The sequence below is a fragment of the Pseudomonas sp. S44 genome, assembly GCF_016624805.1.
Taxonomy (GTDB): Bacteria; Pseudomonadota; Gammaproteobacteria; order Pseudomonadales; family Pseudomonadaceae; genus Aquipseudomonas; species Aquipseudomonas machongensis.
Genome location: NZ_JACVTY010000008.1, coordinates 96,917 through 113,887, shown reverse-complemented (window position 1 = coordinate 113,887; position 16,971 = coordinate 96,917). Strand labels below are relative to the sequence as shown.

Below are 16,971 nucleotides of genomic sequence, written 5' to 3'. Positions count from 1 at the left end.
ACGAAAAAAAGAAGAAGTCCGAAAATGCCCACCAGTCTTCCGCTGTACAGCGCGCAGTTGATCGATGGCCACCTGGTTGCCGGGGAAGGGCTGGTCGAGCCCATCGTCAACCCGGCGACCGGCGAGTTGCTGCTGAATGTCGGCGAAGCCTCCCTCGAACAACTTGAGCGCGCGGTACAGGCGGCCCAGCGCGCCTTTGCCGGCTGGTCGCGCACGACCCCTGCGCAACGCGCTGCCACCTTGCTCGCCATTGCCGACGCCATCGACGCCAATGCCGACCTGCTCGCCCGACTCGAGGCGCTGAACTGCGGCAAGCCCCTGCACCTGGCGCGCCAGGACGATATTCCCGCTACTGCCGATGTGTTCCGTTTCTTTGCCGGGGCTGTGCGCTGTCAGCAAGGCCAGCTCACTGGCGAGTACGTCGCCGGGCACACCAGCATGGTGCGCCGCGACCCGGTGGGTGTGGTGGCGTCGATCGCGCCGTGGAACTACCCACTGATGATGGCGGCGTGGAAGATCGCCCCCGCCCTGGCCGCAGGCAACACCCTGGTGTTCAAGCCGTCCGAACACACGCCGCTGTCGATCCTGGCTCTGGCGCCGCTGCTGGTCGATATCCTGCCGCCTGGCGTACTGAACATCGTCTGCGGTGGCGGCGAGGCGGTCGGCAGCCATCTGGTCGGCCACCCCAAGGTGCGCATGGTGTCGCTGACCGGCGATATCGTCACCGGCCAGAAGATCCTGCAGGCCGCTTCGCGTACGCTCAAGCGCACCCACCTGGAACTCGGCGGCAAGGCCCCGGTGATCGTCTGCGACGATGCCGACCTGGAAGCCGTGGTGCAGGGCATTCGCACCCATGGTTACTACAACGCCGGGCAAGACTGCACCGCCGCCTGCCGCATCTACGCCCAGGCTGGCATCCACGACCGGCTGGTGGCCGCACTGGGCGACGCGGTGGGCAATATCCGCTTCGCCCGCAAGAAAGACGCCGACAACGAGATCGGCCCGCTGATCAGCGCCCGCCAGCGCGACCGCGTGGCCAGCTTCGTCGAGCGCGCCCTGGGCCAGCCGCACATCGAGCGGGTGACCGGTGCCGCCGTGCATTCGGGCCCTGGCTTCTACTACCAGCCGACGCTGCTGGCCGGCTGCCGCCAGCAGGACGAGATCGTCCAGCGCGAGGTGTTCGGGCCGGTGGTCACCGTGACCCGCTTCGAACACCTGTCCCAGGCGCTGGACTGGGCCAACGACTCCGAATACGGCCTGGCCTCCTCGGTGTGGACGCAGAACCTCGACAAGGCCTTCCAGATCGCCAACCGCCTGCAATACGGCTGCACCTGGATCAACACCCATTTCATGCTGGCCAGCGAGATGCCCCATGGTGGGCTCAAGCGCTCCGGCTACGGCAAGGACCTCTCTAGCGACTCGCTGCAGGACTACAGCGTGGTGCGCCACATCATGGCGCGTCACGGCGAGCTGCTCGACTGATACAAGAATCCGCTGGCGCCGCCAGGGACGTTGTTCGCTTGATACTGCCCCGACAATAGAAAGAACAATTTGGGAGATGAACGATGTACAAGACAGCGTTGCTCAGCGGGCTCGCCACCGCGCTCCTGGCCAGTGGCAGCCTCCAGGCCGCCGAAGCCCTGAAGGAAGTCGGCAAGGGCGAGGGCCAGCTCGATATCGTCGCCTGGCCGGGTTATATCGAACGTGGCGAGTCGGACAAGGCCTATGACTGGGTCAGCAAGTTCGAGCAGGACACGGGTTGCAAGGTCAACGTCAAGACCGCTGCCACCTCCGACGAGATGGTCAGCCTGATGGCCAAGGGTGGCTACGACCTGGTCACCGCTTCGGGCGATGCCTCGCTGCGGTTGATCTATGGCAAGCGTGTACAGCCGATCGACCCGAAATTGATCCCCAACTGGAAGAACCTCGACCCGCGCCTGCACGACGCACCCTGGTACACCGTCGATGGCAAGACCTACGGCACGCCCTACCAGTGGGGCCCGAACCTGCTGATGTACAACACCAAGGTGTTCCCCGCCGCACCGGATAGCTGGAAAGCCGTATTCGAGGCCGAGAACCTGCCCGATGGCAAGCCGAACAAGGGCCGTGTGCAGGCCTACGACGGCCCGATCTACATTGCCGACGCCGCGCTCTACCTCAAGGCGACCCAGCCCGCGCTGGGCATCAGCGACCCGTACCAACTCGACGAAAAGCAGTACGCCGCCGTGCTCGACCTGCTGCGCAAGCAGCACGCCTTGATCCACCGTTACTGGCACGACACCACGGTGCAGATGAGCGACTTCAAGAACGAAGGTGTCGCCGCGTCCAGTGCCTGGCCTTACCAGGCCAACGCGCTCAAGGCCGAGGGCCAGCCGATCGCCACGGTGTTCCCGAAGGAGGGCGTCACCGGGTGGGCTGACACCACCATGCTGCATGTCGAGGCCAAGCATCCCAACTGCGCCTACAAGTGGATGGACTGGTCGCTGCAGGACAAGGTGCAGGGTGACGTGGCGGCCTGGTTCGGTTCGTTGCCAGCGGTGCCGCAGGGCTGCAAGGCCAGCGAATTGCTGGGCGCCGAGGGCTGCAAGACCAACGGCTTCGACCAGTTCGACAAGATCGCCTTCTGGAAGACCCCGCAGGCCGAGGGTGGCAAGTTCGTGCCCTATAGCCGCTGGACCCAGGACTACATCGCGATCATGGGCGGGCGCTAGGGCCGGTTGTTGTGTCCGGGAGCGGCCTTTGTGGGAGTGGCCTCTGTGGGAGCGGGCTTGCCCGCGAACACCGGCAAAGCCGGTGCCATTCACCGCAGTGTTCTTTTCGCGGGCAAGCCCGCTCCCACAGAGGCCACTCCCACAGAAGCCGCTCTCACAAATGCCACCTCCACAAAGGCCACTCCCGAAGGTCCGCCCCCGCTAACTTCCAGCCCCGGAGCCTCCACCATGCCCCCAGCCGTCCAGTTCACCCAAGTCTCCCGTCAGTTCGGCGAGGTGAAGGCCGTCGACCAGGTGTCGATCGACATCCAGGACGGCGAATTCTTTTCCATGCTCGGCCCCTCGGGCTCGGGCAAGACCACCTGCCTGCGCCTGATCGCAGGTTTCGAGCAGCCCAGCGCCGGCTCCATCCGCATCCATGGCCTGGAAGCCGCCGGCCTGCCGCCCTACCAGCGTGACGTCAACACGGTGTTCCAGGACTACGCGCTGTTTCCGCACATGAACGTGCTGGACAACGTCGCCTATGGCCTGAAGGTCAAGGGCGTGGCCCGCACCGAGCGCTTGCAGCGCGCCGAGCAGGCGCTGGAGATGGTCGCCCTCGGCGGCTATGGCTCGCGCAAGCCGGTGCAGCTTTCAGGCGGCCAGCGCCAGCGCGTGGCCCTGGCCCGAGCGCTGGTCAACCGCCCGCGCGTGCTGCTGCTCGACGAGCCGCTGGGGGCGCTCGACCTCAAGCTGCGTGAGCAGATGCAGGGCGAACTCAAGCGCCTGCAACGCCAACTGGGCATTACCTTCATCTTCGTCACCCACGACCAGAGCGAAGCGCTGTCGATGTCTGATCGCGTCGCGGTATTCAACAAAGGGCGCATCGAGCAGGTCGACACCCCACGCAACCTGTACATGAAACCGGCCACCGCCTTTGTCGCCGAATTCGTCGGCACCTCCAACGTGGTGCGTGGCGAACTCGCCAGCCAACTGGTCGGTGATGCCCGGCCGTTCTCCATTCGCCCCGAGCACATTCGCTTCGCCTTGGGCGAACGGGGAGCCAGCGAAGTGGAGGTCAGCGGCCTGCTGCACGATATCCAGTACCAGGGCGCCGCAACGCGCTACGAGATCCGCCTGGACAATGGCCAGCACCTGAGCCTGAGCCAGGCCAACAGCCAGTGGGGCGACGGCCCGGCCAGCCACCAGCCGGGCCAGCGCGTCACCGCCCGCTGGGCGCGCGAGGCCATGGTGGCGCTGAGCGAGGGCGTGTGAGATGAGCCTGACCCTCGATGCCACGGCGCCGGTGGCCCGTCACGGTGCCCTGCGCGGGCTGTCCAACCTGCTGTACCGCAAGCCGACGCTGTACCTGTCGCTGCTGCTGGTGCCGCCGCTGCTGTGGTTCGGCGCGATCTACCTGGGCTCGCTGCTGACCCTGCTGTGGCAGGGCTTCTACACCTTCGACGACTTCACCATGACGGTGACGCCGAGCCTGACCTGGGCCAACTTTGCCGCGCTGTTCACCCCGGCCAACTTCGACATCATCCAGCGCACCGTGCTGATGGCCGTGGCGGTGTCCATTGCCAGTGCTGCGCTGGCGTTTCCCATCGCCTACTACATGGCGCGCTACACCACCGGCAAGATCAAGGCGTTCTTCTACATCGCGGTGATGCTGCCGATGTGGGCCAGCTACATCGTCAAGGCCTACGCCTGGACCCTGCTGCTGGCCAAGGGCGGGGTGGCCATGTGGTTCGTCCAGCACCTGGGCCTGGAGCCGTTGCTGAACCTGCTGCTGGGCGTGCCCGGGGTGGGCGGCAATACCTTGTCGACCTCGAACCTGGGGCGCTTCCTGGTGTTCGTCTACATCTGGCTGCCGTTCATGATCCTGCCGATCCAGGCCTCGCTGGAGCGCCTGCCGCCGTCGCTGCTGCAGGCCTCGGCCGACCTCGGGGCGCAACCGCGCCAGACCTTCATGCAGGTGATCCTGCCGCTGTCGGTGCCCGGCATCGCCGCGGGCTCGATCTTCACCTTCAGCCTCACCCTCGGGGATTTCATCGTGCCGTCGCTGGTCGGGCCGCCGGGCTACTTCATCGGCGGCATGGTCTACGCCCAGCAGGGCGCCATCGGCAACATGCCCATGGCTGCGGCCTTCACCCTGGTGCCGATCGTGCTGATCGCCGTCTACCTGTCCATCGTCAAACGCCTGGGGGCCTTCGATGCACTCTGAAAAAGCGTCCTGGGGCCTGAAGCTCGCGGCCTGGGGAGGGCTGGTGTTCCTGCACTTCCCGATCCTGATCATCTTCCTGTACGCCTTCAACACCGAAGAGGCCGCGTTCAGCTTTCCGCCGCAGGGCTTCACCCTGCACTGGTTCAGCGTCGCCTTCGCCCGCCAGGACGTGCTCGATGCCGTGACCCTATCGGTGAAGATCGCCGCCCTGGCCACGCTGATCGCCATGGTGCTGGGCACGTTGGCCGCGGCTGCGTTGTACCGGCGTGATTTCTTCGGCAAGGAAAGCATCTCGCTGATGCTGATCCTGCCGATCGCCTTGCCCGGCATCATCACCGGCATCGCGCTGCTGTCGGCATTCAAGACCCTGGGCATCGAGCCCGGCTTCATGACCATCGTCGTCGGGCACGCGACCTTTTGCGTGGTGATCGTCTACAACAACGTCATCGCCCGCTTCAGGCGCACCTCGCACAGCCTGATCGAAGCCTCGATGGACCTGGGCGCCGACGGCTGGCAGACCTTCCGCTACGTGATCCTGCCCAACCTCGGCTCGGCGCTGCTGGCTGGCGGCATGCTGGCGTTCGCGCTGTCGTTCGACGAGATCATCGTCACCACCTTCACCGCTGGCCACGAACGCACCTTGCCGATCTGGCTGCTCAACCAGCTCGGTCGCCCGCGCGATGTGCCGGTGACCAACGTGGTGGCGATGCTGGTGATGCTGGCGACCATGCTGCCGATTCTGGGCGCCTACTACCTGACCAAGGGTGGCGAAGGCGTTGCTGGCAGCGGCAAGTGAACACGCGAACAAGAACCTGAGAAAAGGAGCGCTTCATGCAAACCAAACTGCTGATCAACGGCCAACTGGTCGCCGGTGAAGGCGAGTCGCTCGCCGTGCTCAACCCGGCACTCGGCACCACCCTGGTGGAAATTGCCGAAGCCACGCCGGCCCAGGTCGACATCGCCGTGCGTGCAGCCGACGCGGCGTTCGAAGGCTGGTCCCAGACCGCCCCCAAGGATCGCTCGCTGCTGTTGCTCAAGCTGGCCGATGCCATCGATGCGCACGCCGAGGAGCTGGCGCGGCTGGAGTCGAACAACTGTGGCAAACCCTACCAGGCTGCGCTGAACGACGAACTGCCGGCAGTGGCCGATGTGTTCCGCTTCTTCGCCGGCGCCAGCCGTGTGCTGCAGGGCTCGGCGGCGGGTGAGTACCTGCCGGGGCACACCTCGATGATCCGCCGCGATCCGGTGGGTGTCGTGGCTTCGATCGCACCATGGAACTACCCGTTGATGATGGCCGCCTGGAAGCTTGGCCCGGCCTTGGCGGCGGGCAATACCGTGGTGCTCAAGCCGTCCGAGCAGACGCCGCTGACGGCCTTGCGCCTGGGCGAGCTGATGGCGGGCATCTTCCCGGCGGGCGTGGTCAACCTGGTGTTCGGCCGAGGCCCGAGCGTGGGCGAGCCGCTGACCACCCATCCCAAGGTGCGCATGGTCTCGCTGACAGGCTCGGTGGCCACCGGCAGCCGCATCATCGCCGGCACCGCCGATACCGTGAAGCGCATGCACATGGAGTTGGGCGGCAAGGCGCCGGTGATCATCTTCGACGATGCCGACATCGATGCCGCAGTCGAAGGTATCCGTGCGTTCGGCTTCTACAACGCCGGGCAGGACTGCACGGCGGCCTGCCGGCTGTATGTGCAGAAGGGGGTGTACCAGGCCTTCGTCGACAAGCTCACGGCTGCGGTTGCGAGCATTCGTATTGGCGAGCAGAACGATCCCGAGACCGAGCTGGGGCCGCTGATTACCCAGCAGCACCTGGAGCGTGTCAGCGGTTTCGTCGAGCGGGCGCGGCAGGTGCCGCATATCCAGATCACTACCGGCGGCAAGCGCGCCGACCGGGCGGGGTTCTTCTTCGAACCGACGGTATTGGCGGGTGCGCAGCAGGACGATGAAGTGGTGCGGCGCGAGATCTTCGGGCCGGTGGTGTCGGTGACCGAGTTCAGCGACGAGGCCCAGGCGCTGGAGTGGGCCAACGACTCGGACTATGGGCTGGCGTCGTCGGTGTGGACCCAGGACGTTGGTCGCGCACACCGCCTGGCGGCGCGCTTGCAGTATGGCTGCACCTGGGTGAACACCCATTTCATGCTGGTCAGCGAAATGCCCCATGGCGGGGTGAAGTTGTCCGGGTATGGCAAGGACATGTCGATGTATGGGCTGGAGGATTACACGGCCATTCGGCATGTGATGATCAAGCACTGATCGGCGTTGGGGGCATCCCAATCCCTGTAGGGGCGGGCTTGCCCCGCACCTCAGCCTCCCACCATCTCCTGGGGCCTGACGTACGCGTCGTACTCCTGCGCCGTCAACAGCCCCAGCGCCACCGCCGCTTCCTTCGGCGTCAGCCCCTCGTCCGCCGCCTTGCGGGTAATGCGCGCCACCTGGTCATAGCCCAGCACCGGGTTCAGTGCCGTGGCCAGTAGCAGCGAGCCCTCCACATTGCGCGCGAGCACCGGGTGATTCACCTCCAGCCCCGCCAGCAGCTTGTCGGTGAAGATCGTCACGCTCTCGGCCAGCACGCTGATCGACTGCAGCACGTTGTGGATGATCACCGGCTTGGCGACGTTCAACTCGAACAGGCTCGAAGCCCCGGCCACCGACACCGTGGTGTGGTTGCCCATCACCTGCATGCAAGCCTGGGCCAGGACCTCGGCGATGGTCGGATTGCGCTTGCCGGGCATGATCGATGAGGTCAGCCCGTCATCAGGCACCACCAGCTCACCCAGCCCGCAGCGCGGGCCGGAGCTGAGCAGGCGGATGTCATTGGCCTGCTTGGTCAACGACACCGCCAGCACGTTCAGCACCCCCGATACCTCGACGAACACATCGTGGGTGCCCATGCCCTCGAACTTGCACGGGTTAGCGGTGAAGCGGGTCTGGGTGATCAGCGACAGCTCTTCGCAAAAAGCCTCGGCAAAGCCTGGCGGCGTGTTGAGCCCGGTCCCTACCGCCGTGCCGCCCTGGGGCAGGCTGTCCAGCCGTGGCAGGCAGCCTTGCACGCGGTCGATGCCGTGGGCGATCTGCGCGGCGAAACTGGCGAAGGCCTGGCCCATGGTCATCGGCACCGCGTCCATCAGGTGGGTGCGGCCGATCTTCAGCACGTCATGCCACTGCCGGGCCTTGGCCTGCAGCTCGGCGTGCAGGTGGGCAAGCGCCGGCAGCAGGTCGCGACCGAGGGCAAGGCGGGTGGCCAGGTGCATCACCGTCGGGAAGGTGTCGTTGGACGACTGCGAAGCATTGACGTGATCGTTCGGGTGCACCGGCGCCTTGGTGCCTAGCGCCTGCCCGAGCAACTGGTTGGCACGGTTGGCGATCACCTCGTTGGCGTTCATGTTGGTCTGGGTGCCGGAGCCGGTCTGCCACAGTGTCAGCGGGAAATGGCGGTCGAAGTGGCCGTCGGCGAGTTCTTGCGCGGCCTGCTCGATCACCTCGGCCAGCCCTGCATCCAGCGCGCCCAGGCGCCGGTTGGCACGGGCGCTGGCCAGTTTCTGCTGGCCGAAGGCGTGCAGCAGGACCGGCGGGAACTGCTCGCGGCCGGCACCGAACACGCCTATGGCGCGTTGGGTCTGGGCACCCCAGTACTTGTCTTCGGGGATCTGCACCGGGCCGAAGGCGTCGTGTTCGATACGAACGTTCTGCATGTCGTTCTCCATGGTTCAGAGCGGCGCCGCAGCGCTGCGCCCGAGCACTCGCTGGTACTCGCCCTGGGCCTGCTGCTCGGAGAATTCGCCCGACCATTTGGCGACCACTACGGTGGCAATGCTGTTGCCGATGGTGTTGCAGGTGGCGATGGCCATGGACATGAAGCGGTACACGCCGAACAGCAACGCCAGGCCCTCGACCGGCAAGTGGCCGATGGCGGTCACGGTGGCGGCGAACACCACGAAGCTGCCGCCGGACACGGCCGCCGCGCCCTTGGAGGTCACCAGCATGATGGCGATGATGCCCAGTTGCTGCTCCCAGCTCAGCGGCACGCCATAGGCGTTGGCGATGAACAGCACGCACAGCGACATGTAGATCGAGGTGCCATCGAGGTTGAAGGCATAGCCGGTGGGCAGCACCAGCCCCACGCTCTGCTTGGAGCAGCCGAACTTCTCGAGCTTCTGCAGCAGGCGCGGCAGGGCGCTTTCCGACGAGGCGGTGCCCAGCACGATGAACACTTCATCCTTGATGTAGGTGAGGAAGCGCCACAGGCTGAACCCGCTGATCCGGCACACCGCGCCCAGCACCACGAAGATGAAGAACAGCACCGCGACGTAGAACATCAGCACCAGGTTGGCCAGCGACATCAGCACCGCGGTGCCATTGCTGCCCACGGCGTAGGCGACCGAGCCGAAGGCGCCCAGCGGGGCGAGTTTCATGATCAGGTTGATGAACTCGAAGAAACACTCCGAGACGCGATTCAGCCCGTCCTCGACCACTGCCCGGCGCTCGGCCTTGAGGGCCAGCAGGGCGAAGCCGAACAGCACCGAGATCACCAGCACTTGCAGCAGTTGGCCACCGGCGAAGGCCCCGACGAAGTTGTCAGGAAAGATGCCGTAGATGAAGTCCAGGGTCGATTGCGGCGCGTGGCCCTTGGCAACGGCTGCCGCTGCGGCCGCCGAGGTGGCGCTGTTGGGGTGGGCATCGTGCATTCCCGAGCCGATGTCGATCAGGTTGCCCCAGCCAAGGCCGATGGCCAGGGCGAGGGTGGAGACCACCTCGAAGTAGATCAGCGCGCGGATGCCGACCTTGCCGACGCGGCGGATATCACCGGCCGAGGCGATGCCGTGGACCACGGTGAAGAACACCAGTGGCGCCACGGCGGTCTTGATCAGCTTGAGAAAGATGTCGCCGAGGATCTTGAACTTGGCCGCAAGCTCCGGGGCGATGAAGCCGAAGGCGATGCCGATCAGCATGGCAGCGACGACCTGGAAGGTCAGGTCGCGGTAGAACGGTTTTGCGGGTGCAGATGACATGGTCGAATTCTCATTGTTGTCGTTGTCGAGAAAACCCCGCGGGCCCGGGTGAGCCCGCGTCTTGCATCAACGTGGCACGCGGCCGGGGCGTTCCAGGGCGCGGTCGACCATCTGCGGTGCCAGGCCCAGGTAATTGGCCGGATCGGTCAGGCGCTCGAGTTCGGCACGCGGCAGGCGGGCGCTGACCTCGGCATCGCGCAGCAGCGCATCGAGCAGGCTGACGTTCTCGTCGTTGGCCACGCGGCAGGCGGCGTACACCACATCGTGGGCCACCTGGCGGCCCAGCTCCGGCGCGAGGCCCATCATTACCGCCTCGGCAACGATCAGGCCGCGGGTCATGTCGAGGTTCTGGCGCATGCGTTCGGTGCGCACTTCAAGGCCGGCAAGCATGAATTTCGCCTGGCCCAGCGAGGCGGCGGTGAGGGCGAACGCTTCGGGAATGGCGATCCACTCGGCCTGCCAAGGACCGGTGGAGCGTTCGAAGTCCTGGATCATCGCATCGAGCATCAGTCCGGCTTGCTGGCGTACACCCTTGGCGGCGGCGTACATCAGTTCGCAGGAGATCGGGTTGCGCTTCTGCGGCATGGTGCTGCTGGCGCCACGCCCTTTGACGAAGGGCTCGTAGGCCTCGCCCAGCTCGCTGGTCATCATCATCATCACGTCCAGCGCGACCTTGCCCAGCGAACCGGTGACCAACCCCAGGAAGTTAAGGGCCTCGGCCAGGCCATCGCGGGCCACGTGCCAGGTGGCCTGCGGCACGTTCAGGCCAAGCTCGGCCATCAGCGCCTCCTGCACTTCCAGGCCTTTGTCGCCGAGGGAGGCGAGGGTGCCTGCGGCGCCCGCGAACTGACCCACTTCAACCCGTGGACGCAGCTCGACCAGGCGTTCGGCATGGCGGTCGAACATGCTCAGCCAGACCGCGCACTTGTAGCCGAAGGTGATTGGCAAGGCATGCTGCAGGTGGGTGCGGCCGGCCATGGGGGTGTCGCGATAGCGCTGCGCGAGCTCGGCGAGCAATCCGCGCACGGCGAGGATATCGCGCTCGACGATGGCCAGCCCGGCGCGTACCTGCAGCACCACGGCGGTGTCCATGATGTCCTGGGTGGTGGCGCCCCAGTGCAGGTAGCGCCCGGCTTCGCCGCAGGTCTTCGACAGTTGTTCGACCAGAGGCAGGATCGGGTAGCCGACGATCTCGGTCTCGTGCTGCATCAGCGCCAGGTCGAGCGAGGCGTAGGTGGCCTTGGCGGCGATCTGCTCGGCAGCGGCGGCGGGGATCACGCCACAGCGCGCCTCGGCACGGGCCAGGGCGACCTCGACTTCGATGTAACGCTCGATCAGCGCCTGGTCGGAGAACACTCCGCGCATTTCGGCGGTGCCGAACATGTCGCGGAACAGGGAGGAGTCGAAGACGGTGGTGGACATGGCGGATCCTTTTTGTTCGGTATTTGTTCGTTTTAAGTCGAACTTAATTAATACATCCGAACAAAATGGTCTGCCACATTTGATACACTGTCAAGCCTTCGCCTTCCGTGAACATGAGCCTTGAATGAGCACCCGCGGCCGCTACACCGATATCGCCAGAGACCTCACCGACAAGATTGCCCGGGGCGATCACCCGGTCGGCTCGCTGCTGCCCACCGAGCTTGAGCTGTGCGACCTGTATGGCGTGGGGCGGCACACCGTGCGTGCGGCGATCGATCAGTTGCAGGGTCAGGGGATGGTGTCGAGGCGACGGAAGGTCGGCACCCGGGTCGAGGCGGCAGCGCCGCGCAGCGGTTACTCACAAGCGATCGATTCGATCACCGACCTGGTTCAGGTGGCCGAATCGCATGTGCGGGAGATCCAGGGGGTGCGCCATTTCGTGGCGGACATCGCGCTGGCCAGACGACTTGGGCTGACGCCAGGGGGGCATTATTTCTGCGTGTCGAGCATCAAGGTCGAGAGTGGCGAGCATCGTTATCCGCTGTGCTGGACGGATGTATATGCCGAGCAGCGCTTCGCCGACGTGGTGGCCAAGGCCGAGGCCCATCCGGGCGAGCTGATCGCTGCCCTGATCGGCAAGGCGTTTGCCAAGAGCATCGAGGCGGTGGATCAGGAAGTGAGCCCGGTGCAGCTCACTGCGGAGCTCAGTGCGAGCCTGAAGGCGCCCAGCGGGGATCTGGGGCTGAACATCATTCGCCAGTACCGCGACCAGGATGGCGAGATCATCTCGGTGTCGGAGACGGTCTACCCGCGCGACCGTTTCAAGCTGGTGATGCACATGACCCGTGCGCAGCGGTGACAGTGTTGACCCTGTGGGAGCGGGGCTTGCCCGCGAAAAAGACAGCGCGCTGCCTGGCACGGGCTACGCCCGTGTTCGCGGGACAAGTCGCAGCGGCGAACCGCCGCTCCCACAGGGTATTGGGCGCCAACCTGGAGTGGCACTGAACGGCCAAACCACCAAAGCCCTTGAATCAGTTGCTCGGCCGCTGCTTGGTCGCATCCAGCTCGGCTTTCTTGCCTGTCGTCACTTCAGTGATCTTTGCCGACTTCTCGATCGCCAGGTCGAAGGTGTCCTGCATCTTGGCGATGGCGTCGGTCGGGGTGCCGGCCAGGCCGCCCTTGGCCGCCCAATCGAAGTTCCATACCCCGGACAGGTTGTCGGCGCCGGGTACGTCATGGGTTTCGATGGCAGTGAACACATCCGGGTGGCGCTGCATGTATTTCGCCGCATCCGACACATTGGCCGGCACGTTGCCTGACTTGTTGTCGGCCAGCTTGTCGAGTTCATCCTTGGTGATGGCCGACTTGCCGGTCTGGCGCATGTAGTCGGCGATCACCTGGCTCGACTTGGCGGTATCCAGGCGGTTGTCGAAGGCCGAGCTCGAGGCTTTTGGAGTATTGGACCCGCTACCAGCGGGGGTGATGGTAGACATTGGCGCTGCTCCCGAAACGGAAATGAAGGGGTCGTCTTGATGACGGCTCCGGACGGTAGCATGGGCAATTGGCTAGTACTGTGAGGCTTCACAACGATTCACAACAGCTCACAGCTTTCACAGCGCAGGCGATCACTCCATACCCGGCGGATGCCCGTGGTAGGCCTTGTAGGCGTTGCTGAAATTGGCCGGGTTGGCATAGCCCAGGCGATAGGCGATCTGTGCCACCTGCCATTTGCGTTGCAGCAACAACGTGCGGGCCAGCTCCATGCGCTGCTGGCGCAGGTACTGCAGCATCGACTGGCCGAACACCTTGGCGAAGGCGCGGCGCAGGGTGGTTTCGCCCACCCCTAGCTGTCGGGCCAGCGCCAGGCTGCCGGGCGGGTCGACCAGGTTCAGGTCGAGCAGGCGCCGCGCCTCATGGGCCAGGTCGCGCTGGCCGCGAACCGTCGGCGCAGGCGCCAGCGGACGGTTGCCGAGGTGCGTGGCCAGTTCCACCAGCACGGCCAGGCTCAGGCTTTCCTGGTGCAGGCGCTTGAGCGTGCCGTGGTAGGGCGAATGGTAGAGCTGCTGCAGCAGGCGACCCAGCGCCGGGCAGCGCTCGAAATCGGTGAATTTCATGCCGTCGTCGAGCAACACGATCAAGGATTGCAGGTGCGGATCTTCCTCGGCCAGTTCGCGCAGGTAGTCGGCACCAACGCGCAGCCCGGCCATGCGCGCATGGCTGTCGGCGGGCAACTGGTCGAAGGCTTCCATGTGCTCGCTCAGGCCCAGCGCATAGGTCTTGCCGGTGAGGTAGTGGTTGAGCTGGCCGTCGACCCGGTGCTGCCATTGGCCGCTGAGCATGTGCACCAGGCACAGGCTGTCGGGCAACACTTTGTGGATGCGCAGCGGCTCGGGAAATTGCAGGTCGCAGTCGAAGTACTGCAGGTGCGCACGCACGGTGTGGGCGCGGTAATGACCGATCGCACTGCCCATGACGTGGCTGGCGGCGCTGTCGAGGACGCCCGCCTGGGCCAGCGAGCCTGGGCGGTCGAAGCTGAACTGCATGTCCAGGTAAGGGGTCCAGCGTTCCATCTGCCAAGCCTGTCCATAGGGTGTCGTGGCGGGTCGCGGAATGTTAACGCGAACACGCCTAGGACGTCAGCCATTGTGCGCGACGGCCTGTTTGTTGTGCGCAGCGGCCAGGCCGGTTGGCAGGCTGGCCCATGCCCCTTTCAATACAAGGCCCCAGAATTTCGAGGAGCAAGCAGTATGTCGATTCATCGCAGATGGGCGGCCGGCATGGTCGCAGCGCTGGCGCTTGTGGGCGCCATGGCCCAGGCCGAGGAGCGTCCATCGGTGGCCGAAAAGGTCGTGGCCTATGCCGGCGAGCAGGGCGTGAAGGTCTGGACCCTGCGTATCGGTGAGCGCAGCGCCAACGAGGCGCTGGTGCAGGTCGAGGGCGTCGACCACGACTGGAACATGCGCATCCAGAAGATGAAAGTCGAGAAGACCGACAAGCTGACCCGCTACTACACCACGATCGACGGCCAAAAGTTCGCTGCACTGGTGATCCAGGGTTCGGACAGCTGGAGCGCCAGCGAACTGTACCTGCCGGGCGAAGCCCAGGCGCTGAAGATCGGCTACTCGCAGTCCCTGTCCGAACAGGGTAACGCCCAGGCGTTCCTGACCGATTACCTCAATGCCCGTAACGAGTAAGCCATGACCACGCCACAACACCCTGATCCCTCCCTTTCTCCCGATGAGTACGGCCAGTCCCGAGCGGCCCAGCGCGACCGCGTGATCGCCGAACTGCGCCTGATGATCGAGCGAGTTCCTGAGCAGACCGAATTCACCAACTCCCGACGCTACAAGCTGTGGGGCCCGATCATGTTGCTGGTATCGCTGGGCATGCTGGCGATGGCCATCAACATGGGGCGAACCGGGCTGACGGTATGCGCTGGCTTCCTGGTCGTGTTTTCCCTGCTCGTCACCTGGCAGCACCGGGACGCGGGCAAGCAGGTGTTCATGCGCCTGACCCGTCGCCAGCTGTTCGTCGATACGCTCGATGCGCCGATCGAAATGGCCGAGGTGCAGGACATCCTGGTCAAGGACGAAGGGCTGCTGACCCTGCAGAAACTCACGCTCGACTCTCACGCCCATCTGCCCACGCACCATGTGGCGAGGTTGCAGGTATTCGGCAACCAGGCCATGGCGCTGAACAAACCCGAGCCGCATGTACGCATCCACTCTGCCGGGCTGATGACCGGTGGGCGCAAGCTGAGCTGCGACGAAATCGCCGCGCTGCTGGGTGCCTACCGCGACGCCGCCTGTGCACAGCAGCAACTGGATGCCCTGCAGGTTCATGGCTGACACCGACCGGGAAACCTTGCTGGCCTGGCTCAGGGCTCACGCGGAGGAGTCCTGCAAGCCATGGGCGCTGCACGAATCCTCGCGTGGCAAGGCGCTGGCCTGTGCGTTGCTGGCGTTTTCGCTGGTGTTGGTCGGCGGCTGGCTGGCCAGTTTGCCTGCGCAGTGGCAGATGCAATCCGGGCACTGGTTGCTGTGGGGGCCTGGCGTGCTGTTGCTGGTTGCCGGCATGGCTGGGCTGGCGCTCGCCGAGGGGCTGCGCCGCCGACATGGCAAGTGTGTGTTGAGTGTGACTGACGACTCTGTGCTGTTCGCCAACTCGCACGCGCCGACGCCCTTGTCCTGTTTCGATGGGTTCGAAATCGACCAGCGTCACCTGAGCATGACGCTGGTGTTTTCGCTGGCAGCCATCAGCCGTGTGCCGCAGCTCGCACCGGCCTGCTTCAAGTCACTGGTGGCGCCGGATGCGTGGCCAGTGGCCGGTGGCTTGCGGGTGAAGTTGTGGGTGTGCACGCCGGTGGTGGACGGGCGGCGCGTCGATCTGCAGGCGCTGACCGACCGGCTGTATGTCTGCATGGAAGCAGCCCAGGCGCGGCGCACGCTGGGGCAGTTGGGTGAGCTTCCCTGACTGCCCAATCCCGGTGGGAGCGGCGGTTCGCCGCTGCGACTTGTCCCGCGATCACCGGCGTAGCCGGTGCCATGCAGCGCGGTGTTGCTTTCGCGGGCAAGTCGGGGCGCCGAACCGCCGCTCCCACAGGGACCTGCGCTCCTACACAGGCTGTGTCGTTTGGCCGGCCGGCATCAAGGTCGCGATCAACGCCCGTACCGTCCCCGGCAATGCATCCAGCTCGCGCACCAGGATGCTGCGCTCACGCACCGCCCACGGCTCGTCCAGCTCGATGGTCACCAGGTTCATGGTGTGGCTGTGCCGCATCGCCGAAGACTCGGGGATGATCCCGATCCCCACGCCGGCCTCGACCATCCGGCAGATCGCCTCGAAGCTCGACATCTGGATCCGCAGCGCCAGGCTCTGGCCAATACGCTCGACGTGATCGCGCAAGAAGGTCAGCAAGGTGCTGCCGTCATGCAGGCCGATGTGCTGGTAGGCCAGGGTCTGCTTGAGCGTCACCTGCTTGCGGCCCGCCAGCTCGTGACCGGCCGGCACGATCAGCACCAGCCGGTCGGTACTGAAGCGCATCACCTGCAGCCCGGCCGCCTCCACGGGCCCGGCGATGATGCCCATGTCGCTGCTGCCATCGAGCACCCCGCGCACGATATCGCGTGACAGCCGCTCCTGCAGATCGACCGTCACTCCAGGCCGCTGGGCGAGAAACCCGGCCAGCACTTCGGGCAGGAACTCGGTCACCGCAGTGGTGTTGGCGAAGATGCGGATGTGCCCGGCCGAGTCGGTGCCGAACTGGGTGAACTCGGCCTTGAGGTACTCCACCTGACGCATGATCAGGCGCGCATGGGTCAGCAGTTTCTGACCGGCGGGCGTCAGCTCCACGCCACGGCTGTCGCGGTACAGCAGGCGGGTGTCGAGCTGCGCCTCGAGGGCCTTGATCCGCGCGCTGGCTGCGGCGGGGGAGAGAAACGCACGGCGCGCACCTTGGGTGAGGCTCGGCGATTCGCCGATGTGGATAAAGAGCCGCAAGTCAGCCAGGTCGAAGTGCATGGGGGAGTCCTGTCGTAGCAGAGGCGTTCGGCATTTATGAACGCTGGTTTACGCAAATGCAAATTCACAGAATGCCGGGCGCCTCGCATGATCGGCCCAT

General features: G+C 65.3%; 16 protein-coding genes. 10 read left to right on the top strand and 6 right to left on the bottom strand.

Features of this window, described 5'->3' with window-relative positions; all coding sequences use genetic code 11:
• Positions 1–24 precede the first annotated feature (24 nt).
• The 6 genes from IAE40_RS09045 to IAE40_RS09020 all read left to right on the top strand — a co-directional run bounded on the left by IAE40_RS09045 (position 25) and on the right by IAE40_RS09020 (position 7,173).
• Complete coding sequence (locus IAE40_RS09045) at positions 25–1,482, top strand: gamma-aminobutyraldehyde dehydrogenase (protein WP_234465102.1); 1,458 nt, start codon at positions 25–27, stop codon at positions 1,480–1,482.
• 83 nt (positions 1,483–1,565) lie between these two features.
• A complete protein-coding gene (gene ydcS, locus IAE40_RS09040) occupies positions 1,566–2,711 on the top strand; it encodes a putative ABC transporter substrate-binding protein YdcS (RefSeq protein WP_054895268.1) in 1,146 nt (381 codons plus the stop codon).
• Positions 2,712–2,939: 228 nt separating this feature from the next.
• A complete protein-coding gene (locus IAE40_RS09035; RefSeq protein ID WP_200603053.1) occupies positions 2,940–3,965 on the top strand; it encodes an ABC transporter ATP-binding protein in 1,026 nt (341 codons plus the stop codon).
• 1 nt (position 3,966) lies between these two features.
• Entirely contained in the window at positions 3,967–4,917 is a 951-nt protein-coding gene (locus IAE40_RS09030; protein ID WP_200603052.1) for an ABC transporter permease, read from the top strand.
• Complete coding sequence (locus IAE40_RS09025; protein WP_200603051.1) at positions 4,907–5,713, top strand: ABC transporter permease; 807 nt, start codon at positions 4,907–4,909, stop codon at positions 5,711–5,713. The genes IAE40_RS09030 and IAE40_RS09025 overlap by 11 nt, the downstream gene beginning before the upstream one ends.
• 35 nt (positions 5,714–5,748) lie before the next feature.
• Positions 5,749–7,173 carry a gamma-aminobutyraldehyde dehydrogenase gene (locus IAE40_RS09020; protein WP_200603050.1) on the top strand — a complete coding sequence of 475 codons (1,425 nt, stop codon included), beginning with the start codon at positions 5,749–5,751 and terminating at the stop codon, positions 7,171–7,173.
• Positions 7,174–7,223: 50 nt separating this feature from the next.
• Here IAE40_RS09020 and IAE40_RS09015 read toward each other — a convergent pair whose 3' ends face one another.
• The 3 genes from IAE40_RS09015 to IAE40_RS09005 all read right to left on the bottom strand — a co-directional run bounded on the left by IAE40_RS09015 (position 7,224) and on the right by IAE40_RS09005 (position 11,351).
• Positions 7,224–8,612 (bottom strand): class II fumarate hydratase, encoded by a 1,389-nt coding sequence (locus IAE40_RS09015; protein WP_200603049.1) that lies wholly within the window; start codon positions 8,610–8,612, stop codon positions 7,224–7,226.
• Positions 8,613–8,627: 15 nt separating this feature from the next.
• Positions 8,628–9,929, bottom strand: coding sequence for a C4-dicarboxylate transporter DctA (gene dctA, locus IAE40_RS09010; RefSeq protein ID WP_054895262.1), 1,302 nt, complete (start codon positions 9,927–9,929; stop codon positions 8,628–8,630).
• 66 nt (positions 9,930–9,995) lie between these two features.
• The gene (locus IAE40_RS09005; RefSeq protein WP_153774125.1) at positions 9,996–11,351 is read right to left on the bottom strand and encodes a class-II fumarase/aspartase family protein; all 1,356 of its coding nucleotides are present in this window, start codon (positions 11,349–11,351) and stop codon (positions 9,996–9,998) included.
• 124 nt (positions 11,352–11,475) lie between these two features.
• Between IAE40_RS09005 and IAE40_RS09000 the strand changes: the two genes are divergently transcribed.
• Positions 11,476–12,210 (top strand): GntR family transcriptional regulator, encoded by a 735-nt coding sequence (locus IAE40_RS09000; protein ID WP_200603048.1) that lies wholly within the window; start codon positions 11,476–11,478, stop codon positions 12,208–12,210.
• A gap of 172 nt (positions 12,211–12,382) precedes the next feature.
• Here the strand turns inward: IAE40_RS09000 and IAE40_RS08995 are convergent, their stop codons facing one another.
• Both IAE40_RS08995 and IAE40_RS08990 read right to left on the bottom strand, forming a co-directional pair.
• Entirely contained in the window at positions 12,383–12,844 is a 462-nt protein-coding gene (locus tag IAE40_RS08995; RefSeq protein WP_054895259.1) for a hypothetical protein, read from the bottom strand.
• Between the two features lie 132 nt (positions 12,845–12,976).
• Positions 12,977–13,921, bottom strand: coding sequence for a helix-turn-helix transcriptional regulator (locus tag IAE40_RS08990; protein ID WP_197893293.1), 945 nt, complete (start codon positions 13,919–13,921; stop codon positions 12,977–12,979).
• A gap of 177 nt (positions 13,922–14,098) precedes the next feature.
• Here IAE40_RS08990 and IAE40_RS08985 point away from each other — a divergent pair, with 177 nt between their 5' ends.
• The 3 genes from IAE40_RS08985 to IAE40_RS08975 are packed head-to-tail and all read left to right on the top strand — an operon-like array spanning position 14,099 to position 15,824.
• A complete protein-coding gene (locus tag IAE40_RS08985) occupies positions 14,099–14,545 on the top strand; it encodes a hypothetical protein (RefSeq protein ID WP_200603047.1) in 447 nt (148 codons plus the stop codon).
• A gap of 3 nt (positions 14,546–14,548) precedes the next feature.
• Positions 14,549–15,199 carry a hypothetical protein gene (locus tag IAE40_RS08980; protein ID WP_197893295.1) on the top strand — a complete coding sequence of 217 codons (651 nt, stop codon included), beginning with the start codon at positions 14,549–14,551 and terminating at the stop codon, positions 15,197–15,199.
• Positions 15,192–15,824, top strand: a complete 633-nt coding sequence (locus IAE40_RS08975; RefSeq protein WP_200603046.1) for a hypothetical protein — start codon at positions 15,192–15,194, stop codon at positions 15,822–15,824. The genes IAE40_RS08980 and IAE40_RS08975 overlap by 8 nt, the downstream gene beginning before the upstream one ends.
• Positions 15,825–15,965: 141 nt before the next feature.
• On the opposite strand, the gene IAE40_RS08970 is transcribed toward IAE40_RS08975, so the two are convergent.
• Positions 15,966–16,871: a LysR family transcriptional regulator gene (locus IAE40_RS08970; RefSeq protein ID WP_197893505.1), complete on the bottom strand. Its 906-nt coding sequence runs from the start codon at positions 16,869–16,871 to the stop codon at positions 15,966–15,968.
• Positions 16,872–16,971 lie beyond the last annotated feature (100 nt).

Coding starts and splice junctions, on each gene's coding strand:
- IAE40_RS09045 (WP_234465102.1), top strand. CDS start 25: ATGCCCACCAGTCTTCCGCTGTACAGCGCGCAGTTGATCGATGGCCAC.
- IAE40_RS09015 (WP_200603049.1), bottom strand. CDS start 8,612: ATGCAGAACGTTCGTATCGAACACGACGCCTTCGGCCCGGTGCAGATC.
- IAE40_RS09030 (WP_200603052.1), top strand. CDS start 3,967: ATGAGCCTGACCCTCGATGCCACGGCGCCGGTGGCCCGTCACGGTGCC.
- IAE40_RS08985 (WP_200603047.1), top strand. CDS start 14,099: ATGTCGATTCATCGCAGATGGGCGGCCGGCATGGTCGCAGCGCTGGCG.
- IAE40_RS08980 (WP_197893295.1), top strand. CDS start 14,549: ATGACCACGCCACAACACCCTGATCCCTCCCTTTCTCCCGATGAGTAC.
- IAE40_RS09025 (WP_200603051.1), top strand. CDS start 4,907: ATGCACTCTGAAAAAGCGTCCTGGGGCCTGAAGCTCGCGGCCTGGGGA.
- IAE40_RS09035 (WP_200603053.1), top strand. CDS start 2,940: ATGCCCCCAGCCGTCCAGTTCACCCAAGTCTCCCGTCAGTTCGGCGAG.
- IAE40_RS09000 (WP_200603048.1), top strand. CDS start 11,476: ATGAGCACCCGCGGCCGCTACACCGATATCGCCAGAGACCTCACCGAC.
- dctA (WP_054895262.1), bottom strand. CDS start 9,929: ATGTCATCTGCACCCGCAAAACCGTTCTACCGCGACCTGACCTTCCAG.
- IAE40_RS08975 (WP_200603046.1), top strand. CDS start 15,192: ATGGCTGACACCGACCGGGAAACCTTGCTGGCCTGGCTCAGGGCTCAC.
- IAE40_RS08990 (WP_197893293.1), bottom strand. CDS start 13,921: ATGGAACGCTGGACCCCTTACCTGGACATGCAGTTCAGCTTCGACCGC.
- ydcS (WP_054895268.1), top strand. CDS start 1,566: ATGTACAAGACAGCGTTGCTCAGCGGGCTCGCCACCGCGCTCCTGGCC.
- IAE40_RS09005 (WP_153774125.1), bottom strand. CDS start 11,351: ATGTCCACCACCGTCTTCGACTCCTCCCTGTTCCGCGACATGTTCGGC.
- IAE40_RS09020 (WP_200603050.1), top strand. CDS start 5,749: ATGCAAACCAAACTGCTGATCAACGGCCAACTGGTCGCCGGTGAAGGC.
- IAE40_RS08995 (WP_054895259.1), bottom strand. CDS start 12,844: ATGTCTACCATCACCCCCGCTGGTAGCGGGTCCAATACTCCAAAAGCC.
- IAE40_RS08970 (WP_197893505.1), bottom strand. CDS start 16,871: ATGCACTTCGACCTGGCTGACTTGCGGCTCTTTATCCACATCGGCGAA.